The sequence below is a fragment of the uncultured Bacteroides sp. genome (assembly GCF_958445495.1).
Classification (GTDB): Bacteria; Bacteroidota; Bacteroidia; order Bacteroidales; family Bacteroidaceae; genus Bacteroides.
In genome coordinates this window covers 99,861-115,238 of the sequence record NZ_CAUCSQ010000003.1, presented here as the reverse complement: position 1 = coordinate 115,238, position 15,378 = coordinate 99,861, and the positions used below count along the sequence as shown (strand labels likewise).

Annotated in this window: 14 protein-coding genes; all 14 read left to right on the top strand. The window is 34.8% G+C overall.

The genetic code is table 11. From position 1 onward, the window contains the following. Positions 1 to 332: 332 nt before the first annotated feature. The 14 genes from Q5076_RS02350 (at position 333) to Q5076_RS02285 (ending at position 15,187) form a co-directional block, all read left to right on the top strand. Positions 333 to 1,541: a site-specific integrase gene (locus Q5076_RS02350; protein WP_303010624.1), complete on the top strand. Its 1,209-nt coding sequence runs from the start codon at positions 333 to 335 to the stop codon at positions 1,539 to 1,541. Between the two features lie 389 nt (positions 1,542 to 1,930). After that, positions 1,931 to 2,986 (top strand): transcriptional regulator, encoded by a 1,056-nt coding sequence (locus tag Q5076_RS02345; protein ID WP_303010623.1) that lies wholly within the window; start codon positions 1,931 to 1,933, stop codon positions 2,984 to 2,986. Positions 2,987 to 3,008: 22 nt separating this feature from the next. Next, positions 3,009 to 3,440, top strand: a complete 432-nt coding sequence (locus Q5076_RS02340; protein ID WP_303010622.1) for a BT0820 family HAD-type phosphatase — start codon at positions 3,009 to 3,011, stop codon at positions 3,438 to 3,440. Positions 3,441 to 3,497: 57 nt separating this feature from the next. Continuing rightward, the gene (locus Q5076_RS02335) at positions 3,498 to 5,297 is read left to right on the top strand and encodes a Coenzyme F420 hydrogenase/dehydrogenase, beta subunit C-terminal domain (RefSeq protein WP_303010621.1); all 1,800 of its coding nucleotides are present in this window, start codon (positions 3,498 to 3,500) and stop codon (positions 5,295 to 5,297) included. Positions 5,298 to 5,312: 15 nt separating this feature from the next. Then, positions 5,313 to 5,540: an acyl carrier protein gene (locus tag Q5076_RS02330; protein WP_303010620.1), complete on the top strand. Its 228-nt coding sequence runs from the start codon at positions 5,313 to 5,315 to the stop codon at positions 5,538 to 5,540. 3 nt (positions 5,541 to 5,543) lie between these two features. After that, positions 5,544 to 6,290 (top strand): SDR family NAD(P)-dependent oxidoreductase, encoded by a 747-nt coding sequence (locus Q5076_RS02325; protein ID WP_303010619.1) that lies wholly within the window; start codon positions 5,544 to 5,546, stop codon positions 6,288 to 6,290. A gap of 15 nt (positions 6,291 to 6,305) precedes the next feature. Next, a complete protein-coding gene (locus tag Q5076_RS02320) occupies positions 6,306 to 7,310 on the top strand; it encodes a ketoacyl-ACP synthase III (RefSeq protein ID WP_303010618.1) in 1,005 nt (334 codons plus the stop codon). Next, positions 7,310 to 8,215 (top strand): aldo/keto reductase, encoded by a 906-nt coding sequence (locus Q5076_RS02315; protein WP_303010617.1) that lies wholly within the window; start codon positions 7,310 to 7,312, stop codon positions 8,213 to 8,215. Before Q5076_RS02320 ends, Q5076_RS02315 begins: the two co-directional genes overlap by 1 nt. A gap of 13 nt (positions 8,216 to 8,228) precedes the next feature. Further along, positions 8,229 to 9,761, top strand: a complete 1,533-nt coding sequence (locus tag Q5076_RS02310; protein ID WP_303010616.1) for a lipopolysaccharide biosynthesis protein — start codon at positions 8,229 to 8,231, stop codon at positions 9,759 to 9,761. A 35-nt stretch (positions 9,762 to 9,796) separates the two neighbouring features. After that, positions 9,797 to 10,921 carry a polysaccharide pyruvyl transferase family protein gene (locus Q5076_RS02305; RefSeq protein WP_303010615.1) on the top strand — a complete coding sequence of 375 codons (1,125 nt, stop codon included), beginning with the start codon at positions 9,797 to 9,799 and terminating at the stop codon, positions 10,919 to 10,921. A 403-nt stretch (positions 10,922 to 11,324) separates the two neighbouring features. Further along, positions 11,325 to 12,254, top strand: coding sequence for a glycosyltransferase (locus Q5076_RS02300; protein ID WP_303010614.1), 930 nt, complete (start codon positions 11,325 to 11,327; stop codon positions 12,252 to 12,254). A 13-nt stretch (positions 12,255 to 12,267) separates the two neighbouring features. Next, on the top strand, positions 12,268 to 13,005 hold the full coding sequence (locus tag Q5076_RS02295; RefSeq protein ID WP_303010613.1) for a glycosyltransferase family 25 protein: 738 nt from the start codon (positions 12,268 to 12,270) through the stop codon (positions 13,003 to 13,005). Positions 13,006 to 13,031: 26 nt separating this feature from the next. After that, entirely contained in the window at positions 13,032 to 14,174 is a 1,143-nt protein-coding gene (gene glf, locus Q5076_RS02290) for a UDP-galactopyranose mutase (RefSeq protein WP_303010612.1), read from the top strand. Then, complete coding sequence (locus tag Q5076_RS02285) at positions 14,153 to 15,187, top strand: hypothetical protein (RefSeq protein ID WP_303010611.1); 1,035 nt, start codon at positions 14,153 to 14,155, stop codon at positions 15,185 to 15,187. The genes glf and Q5076_RS02285 overlap by 22 nt, the downstream gene beginning before the upstream one ends. Positions 15,188 to 15,378: the final 191 nt, after the last annotated feature.

Below are 15,378 nucleotides of genomic sequence, written 5' to 3'. Positions count from 1 at the left end.
TCCGGCTTTTCTTCTGTTCCCGGAACGGATATCTTTTTCAGTAAAAGAGCAGGATGCGGTGAACGGCGGAAATCTTTGTTCTTTTCAATCGGGATGGCATGTTTACGGTTAACTGTACATATAAAATTGAACTTCAAACTCGTATTTTTGTTTTAGCCTTACCGTATCTATATACAAATCAAGTTGTAAAGGTGGAACGGGGAAGACGTCATGGAGTGGGAACGACGAATAAAAATAATAACATGATAAATGTTCCGAATACACTCGTTTATGGTGGCAGTATTTTTTATGTGATTATAAAAATGATATAGGGATTAATAAAAACAGAGCAAATGACATCAATAAAAATTAAATTCAGGGCTTCTACGGTAGCCGGTAAAGAAGGCTGTTTATATTATCAGATAATTCATAATCGGGTTATCAGGCAGATTAGCACGGAATATAAGTTACTCGCTTCGGAGTGGGATAACCGTTCAGGGATAATCGTATTGTATCCGTACAATTCCGATACGGAACGGGCAGCCCTTGTCTGTGCTATACAAGAACGGGTACGATGGGATAAGGTGAGGTTGAATAAAATTGTGGAATCATTGGATAGTCAAGGTATCAGATATACGACGGATGATGTAGTGAGCCTGTTTTATGAACAGGCGCAGGTACAATCTTTCTTTAATTTCATGCAGTCTGTCATAGTCCAGTTGAAAAAGCTGGGTAAGGTGCGCACTTCCGAAACGTATGCGGCTGCTCTCAAAAGTTTTATGTGTTTCAGGGAAGAAAAGGATATCATGTTGGATGAGATGGATTCGGATTTGATGATGCTTTATGAGGCTTGGCTGAAAGAGCGGAGTGTTTCGATGAATACGATTTCTTTTTATATGCGCATACTCCGGGCTACTTATAACCGGGCTGTCGAAAAAGAATTAACCAGGCAACGTTATCCTTTTAAGAATGTCTATACAGGTGTGGAAAAGACTGTCAAAAGGGCAATCCCTTTTAATATTATCAAACGGATAAAAGGGTTGGATTTGAGTTGGAAGCCGTCATTAGAATTGGCAAGGGACATATTTCTATTTAGTTTTTATACCCGCGGAATGTCGTTTGTTGATATGGCTTATCTGAAGAAGAGGGACTTGAAAAATGGTATTTTGGTTTATCGCAGGCGAAAAACCGGGCAGCAACTTTTTGTTAAGTGGGAGAAGTGCATGCAGGAAATTATTGATAAATACCCTGATACGGGCACTATTTATCTATTGCCGATAATCAGGCAACCTGGCAATGAGAGAAAGCAATATGAAAATGCACTCCATCTTGTCAACCACAGGTTAAAAGAGATTTCCTCCATGTTGAATTTGCCAATACACCTGACGATGTATGTAGCCCGCCATTCATGGGCGAGTATTGCCAGAAGCAAAAATATCCCGATATCGGTGATAAGTGAAGGCATGGGACACGATTCGGAGAATACTACCCAGATTTATTTGGCATCATTAGACCATTCGGTAATTGACAAAGCTAATAAATTAATATTGAAAAATCTATAAAAGATAATGTTTAGTAGAACACAATATCTCTTTTCAAGAGACGAATTCACTGCGACAAAAGTACAAAAAGAAACGATATGAATGAAATTTTTCTTTTCAAAACTCTTATTTTTTTTGTAAGAAATAGATTGATGTTTAGCAAAAAATAAATGTGCGTATGTGTAATGTTTTGATTCCCAGACAGGAGGTTTCTACATTCGTCTCTTGAAAAGAGATGGTTCAAAACAAACAATTACACACAGGCTTGAAGGTATGGGGAAATACCGAATACAAGTCTAAAAACGCAAGATTATGAATGGGGTATTATATCTCTTGATTTGTAAAGAGAATGTAAAACAGTTGTCGTTTTGTGACAATGTAAACCGGAACATAATTTAGATAGGGGGTCGATGCCACTGTATAGTACAGATGCTCTTTCTAACGCCAATGAGGGCAAAATTAATACTGAATCAGATGCTATGGAATCTGTTTCGGAAGTAGAGGGTTTGTCTAAAAATAAAAATGCATCTTCTTGGTGTTATCTCTTTATTCATCATGCGAAAGTGAATATCATAAATGATAAGCTTCGAGAGAGATTTAATACCTTTATTCATAAGAGCGTGGTGTATAAGCGTGGGGAAAAGCGTGTTGTAAAAAATGAGCAGCCTACGATTTCCGGTCTCGTCTTTGTGCAAGGAGAAAGTCGGGAGATACAGAACTATCTTTCTGATAATTTTTTCGGACTGTATCTTGTTAATGATTGTAGTACCGGAAGGACAGCGGTAATACCTGATTGCATAATGCAGTCATTCATGCAGGTGGCTCAAATAGAGCCGAACCGTATTCGTTTTATGTCTCATCCGTTCGATTATTATGCTAAGGGGCATACGTTGGTCCGGATTACGTCCGGCGTACTTGCTGGTCTTGAAGGTTATCAAATACGTATTTCCCGTGATAAATGTCTGGTGACTTCTATGGGCGGTATGACTATTGCCATAGGCGGGATACATAAAGAAAGTTTTGAGAATGTGGAAGAGTATGTCCGGTATCGGAGAGAGGGACAGCAAAGAAAGGAGTGTTCTGCTGACGGCTTGTTCTCTGATAATCAAGCTGAAATAGATAAATGCTTCTTTCATCCTCATAATCAATTGGATTTGATGGCGATAGCCGGAAGTCTTAATAGATGGATTATGAAGGCTCGTTCTTTTGTTCGGGAGAGAAGATTTAATGATGCGATAGAAATTGTTTTTTTCATTCTTGAAGAAATGGGAATGCGTTTTCAACTTGTATATAATGACCCTCGAATCGGTAATTTCAGGGATATAGTTGCCGTATGTCACGATGCTGATGAAATTTTGACATTAATAGCGGAAGATAGTGAGGTCGGTACGGATGTGAAAGAGGGGATCGTTTTGAAAAGACAATCGCTTGCCGTTCGTTTCCCTTTTTTGCCGATAAAGGTTTGATAGGTAACAAATAGAAACTGGTATGGTCATTGCAGTAGATTTTGACGGGACAATCGTGGAACATAAGTATCCATATATAGGAAAGGAAAGACCTTTTGCCATTGCTACATTGAAAAGATTACAAGAGGAAAAACATCTGTTGATTTTATGGAGTGTACGCGAAGGGGAACTTTTGGAGGAGGCGGTAGAATTTTGCCGGGAACGCGGCTTGGAATTTTATGCGGTCAATGCCAATCATCCGGATGAACAGGTGAAAGAAAGGGAGAACAGTCCTTGCCGTAAATTAAGAGCGGATATGTTTATCGACGACCGGAATGTGGGCGGTATGTGTGATTGGGGAGGAATTTATGAAATGATACATAATCGGTGGAGTTATGAACGGTATCTGCAAGAAATACAATATTGGGAAAAACCGAGGAGGGATTCTTTTTGGAAACGGTTAATGGGTAAATGAAAGTAGTTATAAAGATTGCTTTAAATCATAGGCGCATATAAGATATAAATTTTCGATATGATTAATATTACCGATAAAGTTGAATGCTGTGGATGTAACGCTTGTGGAGATATATGCCCTAAAAATGCAATAACATTTAAAACGGATATTGAAGGTTTCTGGTATCCAATAATAGATACAGAAAAGTGTATAGGTTGTGACTTGTGTGATAAAACATGTCCTATTATTAATATAAAAGAACTAAAGAAAAATGATTTACCTCAGTCTGTCTGTTATGCCGCAGAGCATAAAAACATTGAGGTAATTTTTGATAGTACTTCTGGTGGTCTATTTTCTGCTTTGGCAGATATTATGTATCATAATGGAGGCTATGTGGGAGGAGCGATTTTTAATGAAGATTTCTCCGTTAAACAATATCTTTCGAATAACAAGGCTGATTTGCCTAAGTTAAGAAGTTCCAAATATCTCCAAAGTAATTTTGAAGGATTTTTTAAACAAATACGGGATTTAGTAAAATCCGGAGAAAGTGTTTTAGTTTGTGGAAGTCCATGCCAAATGGCTGCTTTGAGAATTTTCCTTGGTAAGAATTTTGATAATCTTATTATAGTGGATTACATATGTAGGGGGATAAATTCTCCAAAAGTATGGAAAAAATATTTGGATTCTTTCGAAGAAAGGTATGGTTATAAAGTTGTTTATTGTAAGGCCAAATCCAAGGAATATGGTTGGAGAAATCTTACACAGAAAGTTATACTGTCAAATGGAAAGGCATATTACGAAACTAAAGACCAGAGTAAATTTACACAAGGTTATTTAAGTACCGGAGTATATTGCAGGCCTTCTTGCTATGATTGTAAATTTAAAGGATATCCTCGTATCAGTGATATTACATTAGCTGATTTCTGGGGAATTGAAAATATAAATAAATTATTAGAGAAGGATTTAGGGACTTCATTGGTGATGGTGAATTCTCAGAAAGGTGAAAAATATTTTGAGAAAGTAAAGCAGAGAATAAATTATATTCAAGTACCTTTTGATTCTATTGAAGCGGGAAATAGGTCATTAAATCTTTCACTTGATCTTCCTAGAGTAGATAGAACTCAATTTTTTAAGGATTTGGATAAAATGAGTTTTGTTGAAATTTCTGAGAAATATATTGCAAATTCAACTTCTTCATTTTCATTAAAAAGAAAAATCAAAAATCATGTTATAGGATTACGTTCTAGGTTACGAATTGTGCAATATTCACCTTCTGCAGTATTGAAACTATTTGCCTTAAACAAATTTGAGGAAATTGTAAGAAACAAAGCAATTATACCTACTCCTTATTGCTGTATACAAATAGGAAAAGGTGCAAGGATTATAAAAGAAGGTAATTTAATTTTAGGATGGAAAAAAATTCCAAAATCTAAATTAGAAACAAGATTGTTGGTTAACGATGGTGCTACATTGGAGATACTCGGAAATACGGTTATTGGATATGGTTCGGATATTGAAGTCTTTTCTGGTGGAAAATTGACATTTAAAGGTGGAAGTTCTACAAATATTAATGCCACTTTAATATGCGCTGAAAAAATAGAAATTGGGAAAGATGTTATGTTAGGCCGTAATGTGACTATTAGAGATAATAATGGTAATCATTATATCAATAGAGCAGGTTATAAGAATTCAAGACCTGTAATTATTGGGGATAAAGTTTGGTTGTGTGAAGGATGTACTATTATGCCGGGAGTCAAAATAGGTGATGGTGCTATTATTGGAGCACACGCCTTTGTCACCCAAAATGTACCAGCTCATGCTGTTGTATCAGGTAATCCCGCAGTTGTAGTAGATGAGGATGTATTATGGAAATATTAATAATAAAAATTGTATATGGAATTAAATGATTTTATTAAAGGATTTGCAGAACAATTTGATGAAACGGATTCATCAGAAATCTATGCAAATACTTATTATCAGGAACTTAACGAATGGAGTTCTCTCTCTGCCATGTCTATTATAGCTTTCGTAAGAACCAGATATAATAAAGCTATAACAGGTAAAGAAATTCGTTCTTGCGAAACTATAGAAGAACTATTTAGGTTAATACAATCTAAATAAGAAATGAATTTTAATCCTTTTTCACTTCATAATAAAACTGTATTAGTGACGGGAGCTTCGTCTGGAATAGGGCAAGCTATAGCTATAGCTTGTTCTAAGATGAAAGCTAATGTCGTATTGACAGGCCGCAATGCGGTTAAATTGGATTTTACATTATCTCAAATGGAAGTTGGTAATCATTTGATATTACGAGCTGATTTGACAGATGAGAACGATATAAACGAATTGGTAGAACAATTACCTATGCTTGACGGCATTGTTTATAATGCTGGTATTGGAAATAGGAAATTGTGTAAAATGATAGATAAAAATGATATAAATTCAGTGATGAACGTAAATTTTTCATCAGCAGTGTTGTTGCAGTCTTCTATTCTATCAGCCAAAAAAATAAATAAAGGGGCTTCTATTGTTTTTGTTGCTTCACGAGCAGCGATTTCTCCTAGTATAGGAAATGCTATATATAGTGCCTCTAAAGGTGCAATTATATCATACGCCAAATGTTTGGGTCTTGAACTTGCACCACGTCAAATAAGGGTTAACTGTATATGTCCGGCTATGGTTTGGACTGATCTTATTATGCAGGAAGGTATATCAAAGGAAGAGCTTGAGGAAGCCCAATTAAAATATCCTCTCAAACGATACGGACAACCTGAAGATATTGCTTATCTTTCAATATATTTATTGTCTGATGTAAGTGGTTGGATGACAGGAAGTGTCTTGGATATAACAGGAGGGGAGAGCAAACTTTAGTATAGTAATGAAAGTATGAAAGCATATATAAAAGGAGTATCATATTATTTGCCGGAAAGAATTGTTACCAATGCTGATTTGATAAAAAGATTTCCTGAATGGAGTGTTGAAAAAGTTGCTTCAAAAGTTGGGGTAAACCAAAGACATTTAGCAGGAGAGAATGAAACGGCTGGAGATTTAGGTGAGAAAGCCGTTTTAAAGCTGTTTCGGGAATATAATATTTCACCTTCAGAAATTGACTTTTTGCTGCTTTGTACACAAAGTCCTGATTATTTTCTACCTTCTACAGCATGTATCTTGCAAGATAGATTGGGAATTCCGGTAAATAGTGGAGCCTTAGATTTTAATTTAGGATGTTCAGGATGTATTTATGGATTGGCAATGGCAAAAGGTTTGATTTTGTCAAAAGCTGTAAAAAATGTATTGTTGATAACTGCCGAAACTTATAATAAATATATTTATCCTGCAGATAAAAGTAATCAATCCATATTTGGAGATGGTGCGGCTGCTTGTTTGGTTTCAACAGAAGGTTTTGCCGAAATCGGCGAGTTTGTTTTCGGTACAGATGGGAGCGGTGCAAACAATTTAATTGTAAAAACGGGAGGTGCACGATATAAAAAAACAACTGCTTGTTCAGAAAAAGATGAAGAGGGGCATGTGAAATATGATGATTATCTATATATGAATGGTAGTGCAATTTTTAATTTTACATTAGAAACTGTTCCTAAGTTGGCAGAGCAGGTTATGGAACGAAATGGTATAACTAAAGATGATATAGGTTATTATATTTTTCATCAAGCAAACAAATTCATGCTTGATACTATAAGAAAGGTATGTTCTATACCTAAAGATAAATTTTATATAAACTTAGAAGATACAGGAAATACTGTATCGTCAACAGTGTTGATAAGTATGAAAAAATGTATAGATAATCAAATAATAAATAGTCCTACAAAAGTAATGGTAACAGGTTTTGGAGTAGGATTAAGTTGGGGGGGATGTATCTTGAGTTTTGATTAATGGAGTATCTTGAATTAAACAATGGGATAAAAATTCCTGCGATTGGCAATGGTCCTGCGGGAGTGGGATATAATCCCCAATATAATCCTGAAAGTCTTTCTTTGATAAAACGGATTTATAACAAATTCTATTATAGGAAACATCAAGAAAATCAATATGTTAATGCGGTAGCACATTCTTTTAAGATAGGTTTTTATCTGTTAGATTATTCTGCTTCTTATGGAGACGGACATTTAATTGGAGAAGCTATAAAACGTAGTGGAGTGGAGCGGGATAAACTGTTTTTGACAACAAGAATCACCAATTACGATCAAGTAAATGCTACTATAAGAGATACGTTTTTTAAGCAACTAAAGGGATTTGGAACAGATTATGTTGATTTATTGATGTTTCATTGGCCTGTAACCGGATATTATGAAGCTGCATGGAAAGAAATGGTGAAATTATATCAGGAAGGATACTGTAAAGTTGTTGGTGTTGCTAATTGCCATAAGCATCATCTTGAAAAGCTGTTTAGCGTATCGGATATTATTCCTGCTGTGAATCAGATCGAAGTGCATCCACTATTTACTCAAAAGGAATTAATTAGATTCTGTTGGAATAATAATATCGCAGTTGAAGCATATACGGCTATTGCAAGGTTTGATGACAGATTAATGCGCTTGCCATTGCTTAAAAATATTGCTGATAAATACAACAAAACCATAGTTCAAATTATTTTGCGTTGGCATATACAAACTGGAGTAATACCTTTAGTGCGTTCATTGAATTTTAAAAGACAGCAAGAGAATATCAATATTTTTGATTTTCAATTAACAAAAGAAGAGATGAAAGCGATTGATGGAATTAATATTAACTCAAGGTTGAGGTACGATCCTGATAATTGTGATTTTTCTATATTGTAGTTGCAATATAAAAATGTCTTCAAATAAAATAATAATAAAAAATACAGTTTTATTATATGTCCGCATGATAATTACCATGTTGGTTTCTTTGTACACTTCAAGAGTTGTACTCGCAAAGTTAGGGGTGGAAGATTATGGTATATATCAAGTGGTAGGCGGTGTAGTTGGTATGCTCTCTTTTTTAAATGGGGCATTAAGTACGGGAACTTCAAGGTTTTTGATTTTCACTTTAGGAAAAAATGATGAGGAAAAACTTTCAAAAACATTTTCTACCACGCTGTCAATACATATAGTATTTGCTTGTATAATTGTTTTTTTAGCAGAAACTATAGGCCTTTGGTTTTTCTATCATAAATTGGAAATACCAGTAGAAAGATTATTTGCTGCATCAGTTGCATTTCATTTGTCTATTTTAACATCATTAATATCAATAACGCAAGTTCCATATAGTGCAGTAATTATAGCTCGTGAGAGATTTGGGATATATGCTTATATGGCAATTGTGGATGTGGTTTTAAAATTGATTGTAGTATATCTTTTATCAATTGCAAAATGGGATAAACTGATATTTTATGCATCTATGTTATGTTGTATCCAGATAGGTATTACGCTGTTTTATAGATTTTATTGTATAAAAAATTTCAAAGAATCAAAATATAGATTTGTTTACGATAAGAATATACTGAAAGAAATATCAGAATTTTCCGGGTGGAGTTTATTTGCTAATTTATCTATAGCGTTAAATGGGCAAGGAACCACGATAATAACCAATATGTTTTTTAATCCTGCTGTTGTGGCTGCAAGAGCAATTGCATTGCAAGTAAATATGGCTGTTATGCAATTGATTGAGAATTTCAGAACTGCAGTTAATCCCCAAATTGTAAAAAGATATGCTGCTGGTGATGAGGCTGGTTCCAGAAAATTGTTGCTTAATTCTACAAAGTATTCATTTTTTTTGATGTTTATTATAGCTATACCGATTATTCTGTTAGCGGAACCATTATTGCGAATATGGCTTGGACAAGTACCGGAATTTTCTGTTATTTTTCTTCAGCTAATAATAATAGAAAGTCTATTCTCTATTTTTGATTCTTCTTTATATGTGGCCCTTTATGCTAAAGGACAATTAAAAGAAAATGCGTTAATTTCTCCTTTGGTAGGATTTATTAGATTTCCTGTTGTCTACTTCATGTTTGAAAAAGGTTGTTCCCCTATTGTTTTGTCGTGGGCGGGAATTATAAGTTATGCCGTGCTTGGTTTGGTTATTAAACCAGTTCTTATAAACAGACTTGTAAATTATCCGATAAGGGAAATAGGCAAACTTTTTATTTCATGTGGAAAAGTCGTTATAATAACAGTGCCGGTTGTCTATTTTATAAATAAAGGTATAAACCATTTGCATTTACCATTTTATCCTCATTTTATTATTACTGGGTTATATTGTGTAATAATTATTGGAATTACAATTTTATATATTGGGATGGATTTTGACAGTAGAAAAAAAATAATAGCTTTTGCTATGAAAAAAATAAGAAATTTTTGTTAGGTTCTCAATTTTTAGGAATAATAAAATAATATACAATGAATATAGCGATATTGACATTGCCCCTACATGTAAATTATGGTGGTATTTTGCAATGTTATGCTCTGCAAACAGTTTTAAACCGGATGGGACATAAAGTACAGGTTTTGACCAAACCTGTATATAAGCGTTCGTATTATTGGATTTATCCGTTAGCTGTTTGTAAGCGTCTTTTGAAGCGATATTTGTTAGGAAGAAAAATTACAATTTGGAAAACTTCACATGAACTTATTCGTCAACATACAGATAGATTTATACGCAAATATATTCATCAATATATACGAAGAAATTGGACAGCTAAAACGGTACAGAGATTTGATGCAGTAGTTGTAGGAAGTGATCAAATATGGCGTGCTGAATATTGTAGGTATTTTACTCCTTTAGAAGACACATTTTTGAATTTTACCCAGGGTTGTTCTATAAAACGTATAGCTTATGCCGCTTCTTTTGGGATGGACCGATGTTTTTATTCTCCGGAACAAATGGTAAAATGCGCCCTACTTTTACAGCAATTTGATGCTGTTTCTGTTCGAGAATTTTCGGGAATCAATATTTGTCGCCAGTATTTAGGTGTGGAAGCGTGCCAGATGATAGATCCGACATTGTTGTTACAGGCTGGAGATTACATTCAATTAATCCATCAAGCAGAAACAAAGCCATGGGGCGGCGATTTATTGGCTTATATATTAGATGAAACGAAAGAGAAAGAAAAAGTGATAGAATCCGTGGCGACAAGTGGACGATTCAAACCCTTTTGGGTAAATTCCAAAGCGGAAGAAATGGAAGTTCCATTAGAAGAACGCATTAAAATACCGGTTGAACAATGGTTGCGTGGTTTTCAAGAGGCCAAGATGGTAGTGACAGATTCTTTCCATGGCTGTGTATTTTCAATTATTTTCAAGAAAAACTTTATCGTTATCGGTAATACAGAACGAGGAATGGCGCGTTTTATTTCGTTGTTACAGTTATTGGGTTTAGAGAATCGTTTGATACATTCATGGGAGGAATATCAAAAATGTAAAGAAGAATTGCTAAAGCCAATCGATTATCTTCCAGTTGATTCAAAAATACAAATGTGTCGGGAGAAATCTATTGTATTTTTAAGGCAAGCACTTAATGAATAATTTAAAAAGTATTTTATAATACAAATTTTACGCGGGAGAAAGATGTGATTGCTCAGGAAATATATATATATGATAGTGTGTGACGCACTTTCTTTAAAGTATAATTCCTTTTGTACGTTAATATCCGGTAGTTTTATACCAAAGTGGAAGATTAGATGATTAAGGGCTATAAATTAAAAATGGGAATCAAACGTATATTGAAGAATGGGGCTAAAAAGAGTAAATTTTTATCTTTCTTATTTGACAATATACATCTACTTTTTGTGGAATGGAGGAGACTGAATGTTAAAATCCATGATGAGGAGTTGAATAATAAAGTCGCAATACCTGAAAATATTTGTTATGATGATTTAAGATAATATTTAAAGGTTGTAATTGACTGGTAAAATAAATCGTTGATGAAATGATAGAAAATATTGCGGTTTCGATTATAGTTCCTGTATACAATGTGGAAAGTTATTTACCTATGTGCATTAACAGTGTATTATCGCAATCTTTTTCAGATTTTGAATTACTTTTGGTCGATGACGGTTCGAATGATCAATCAGGGAATATCTGTGAGTGGTATGCCGTACAGGATGACAGGATAAAGGTATTTCACAAGACGAATGGTGGGGTTAGTTCGGCACGAAATGTGGGATTGGCTCATGCAAAAGGAGAATGGATAGCCTTTCTTGATGCCGACGACCGGCTTACCGACAATGCTTTGTCCGGTAAGACTGTAACTTTCGATGAAGATTTGATTCTATTTTCCTATAATATAAAAGATTCAAACATTATGGAGCTTATTCCTTTGGAGGAAGTGGCTACGGCATCACCTGAAGAAACTAAGCAGGTACTGTCCCGCTATCTGGACAAAGGTATACTCAAAACCGTATGGAGCAAACTGTTTAAAAAAAGTGTAATTGGGAATTTGCGTTTTGACGAGCGTATCATAATCGGTGAAGACCATTTGTTTGTATTGGAGTATTTGGTTCGAATATGTTCCTGTCGTATGGTGAATGTTCCATTTTATATATACAACAAAGCCCCCATTCATTTATGGGGTAAATACCAAATTAGTATTGACGATTCTCTTTATATACTATCAAACATTATTAAAACCTATCGGCAGGTAGGAGTGGAATCATCATTTTTTGAAAAAGAAATGTTTTTGGATTACAAGGCGTTTTGCCAACAAGATATTTACAGCAATCCTGTAGCATGGTATACCAATCCTTTTGTAAAATATCTGTTCAACAGGATAAAAAAAGAATTATCTTTTGAGTATAAATTTAAATACCGGTTATTGTCGATACCATTCCTATCCCACGTATGGAATCTTGTCCGGTAATTATAAAAGAAATATGAAGACGTATATAATTAATTTGAAAACCTCCTTGGACCGGAAGGAATATATGAAGAAATTATTAAGTCCGTATGAAGGTTTTTTGGATGTTTGTTTTGTTGAAGCCGTGGATGGGAGAAATCTTTCTAAAAAACAGTTAATGAAGATCTGGAATCAAGATAAGGCCTACAAAACCTACGGGCGTTATATGAAGGGGGGAGAAATCGGCTGTGCATTGTCTCATAGAAAGTGTTATGAAGAAATTTGGAATAATCACGATGATGTGGCACTGATATTAGAAGATGACGTATCATTCCAAGATGTGGATATGGAAAATATTATTTTTTCAGTAAGTAAAATTTTGAAAATAGAAAAGCCGATTATCGTTTTATTATCTGGAGATTATTGGTATATTAGAAAACAAATGGTTGTTAACGGTTTACAACTTGTAACTGTGCGTGAAGCTATGGGGGCAATTGCATATTTGATGAACCGGAGTGCGGCAAAAATTATGATGAGTGCTGAAAAAAGATATCTTGCGGATGATTGGTATAACTTGAAGAAAAAAGGAATAACATTATATGCCTTATATTCCCATGTAGTTGACACAAGTGCATTGGGTACGACAATTTCTGGCGACGGTTATGCTGGAACTATACGTAAAAATTTATCTTTTCCACGGATGTTGCATTCGTATTGGCGGGCTATTATTCGACAAGTACTTGGTAGAAATGGACATTTTGAGAAAAGGATTTAATATTTACGAAATATAGAGATAATAGCATGAAAAAATATGACTATTTAATTGTCGGTTCCGGATTATTCGGAGCTACATTTGCCTGTTTCGCCAATAAAGCAGGAAAAAAATGTTTAGTAATAGACAAGCGTCCGCAGCTTGGCGGTAATGTGTACTGTGAGAATATGGATGGGATAAATGTGCATAAATACGGTGCACACATTTTCCACACTTCTAGTAAGCCGGTTTGGGATTTTGTTAACTCTATTGTCGAATTTAATCGTTATACTAACTCACCTATAGCCCATTATCGAGGTACACTTTATAATTTACCCTTCAATATGAACACTTTCCGCCAGATGTGGGGAGTTATTACTCCTCAAGAAGCTAATGTGAAAATTGAGGAACAAAAAAATGATGCCCTTAAAATATTAAAAGGTAGAGAACCTGCCAATCTTGAGGAACAGGCATTACTCCTTGTTGGTAGGGATATTTATGAAAAATTAATTAAAGGATACACGGAAAAACAATGGGGACGAAAGTGTTCGGAACTTCCAGCCTTCATCATTCGTCGTTTGCCGGTACGCTTAGTTTATGATAACAATTATTTTAGTGATAAATATCAAGGTATTCCCATCGGTGGCTATAACCGGTTAATTGACGGTTTACTCAATGGAATAGAGACAAGGATAAGTACGGATTTTTTTAAGAACCGGAAATATTGGAAAGAGGTGGCTGAACATATTATCTTTACTGGTAAGATTGATGAATATTTTGATTACTGTTACGGGAAATTGGAATACCGTACAGTAAGATTTGAGGAAGAACATCTTAATATGCCTAACTACCAAGGAAATGCCGTAATTAATTATACGGAAAAGGAAGTCCCGTACACTCGCATCATAGAACACAAGCATTTTGAAATGTTCGGTCAAGAAGTGTACAACTGTCCGCACACGGTCATCAGTAAGGAATATTCCATTGAATGGAAAGAAGGAATGGAACCCTATTATCCGGTGAATGATGAAAAAAATAATTCACTATATATCCGTTACAAGAAACTGGCTGATAGTGATTCTAATGTATCTTTTGGTGGCCGATTGGCAGAATATAAGTATTATGATATGGCTCCGGTGATAGAGGCCGCCATGAAATGTTTTCTAAAATTATGTACAAAAATTTCAAGATAATAGTAAATACGGCTGCTGGTCGCCGTCGCTATATGCAGTATCTTATTCCATATATTGTTTCTTCTGATATTGTTGATAGATACGACATTTGGATAAATACGCATAATGGGGCAGATATAGAGTTCTTTAAGCAAGTAGCTGAAAAATTTCCGGTTGTAAATCTTGTATGGCAACCTGACGGTATAGTAAACGGAAATGCAAGTATAAATGCTTTCTATCGAGACTGTACAGAACAGGATACTATATATTTCAAACTTGACGATGATATTATTTGGATGGAGCCGGAGTTGATAGAAAAGATGGTGCGGTTCAGGGTGGAAAATCCTGACTATTTTTTGGTATCTCCGCTTGTCATAAACAATTCGCTTTCGACTTACTTGTTACAGATAGAAGGTAAGTTAAATTTAAATGATTATTATCAAGCCTCTGCAAGCCATCCTAGACTGTGGAAAAGTGGATATTTCGCACAAGAGTTACATTCATGGTTTATAAATAGCCATTTGAAAAAAAACGAATGGGAATCTCTGTATATGGGGAAAAAGGAAATGGGAATGACACGTTTCTCTATCAATGCAATTTTATGGTTTGGAGAAGAAATGAAAAAAATCTCAGGTATTGTCCCTGGAGATGACGAGGAATTCATGTCATGTATATATCCAACTCTGCAAGGAAAATCCAACGCTTGGAATGGTGATGCCGTAATTGCTCATTTTGCATTTTTCACCCAGAGAGAACAATTGGACAAATGGCATATATTGGAGAAATACGGTAAAATATGCCACGAACATTTCAATAGGTTCGAACAGACGAAAAAGGCTGATGGGATGGTACAAAACATTATGACTTATATACAAAAACATGAAACAGAATTGCTTGAAATGAAATCTCCTTACAAATTTGTACAAAATAATAGAACGATACGTAATAGCATAAAAAAGTATATGCCCGATTTATTGCTGAATTTTTTGCGTATGGTACATGCTGATAGAAAAAAAGAGGGATTCATTCTATAATAAATCTGTATGGGATTCAGATAAAAATGTAGAAAAACGAACATATTTTTCAAATAAATATGGTGGATGTGTTAAATGACAGACCTTCATAGTGCTTCATCGTGTTGGGTATTACGTTATCGAGAAGGGAGATATTGTACGTCCATAGGTAAAAAGAAAAAATATTGCACAACTAACTTGAAAATCCGTGT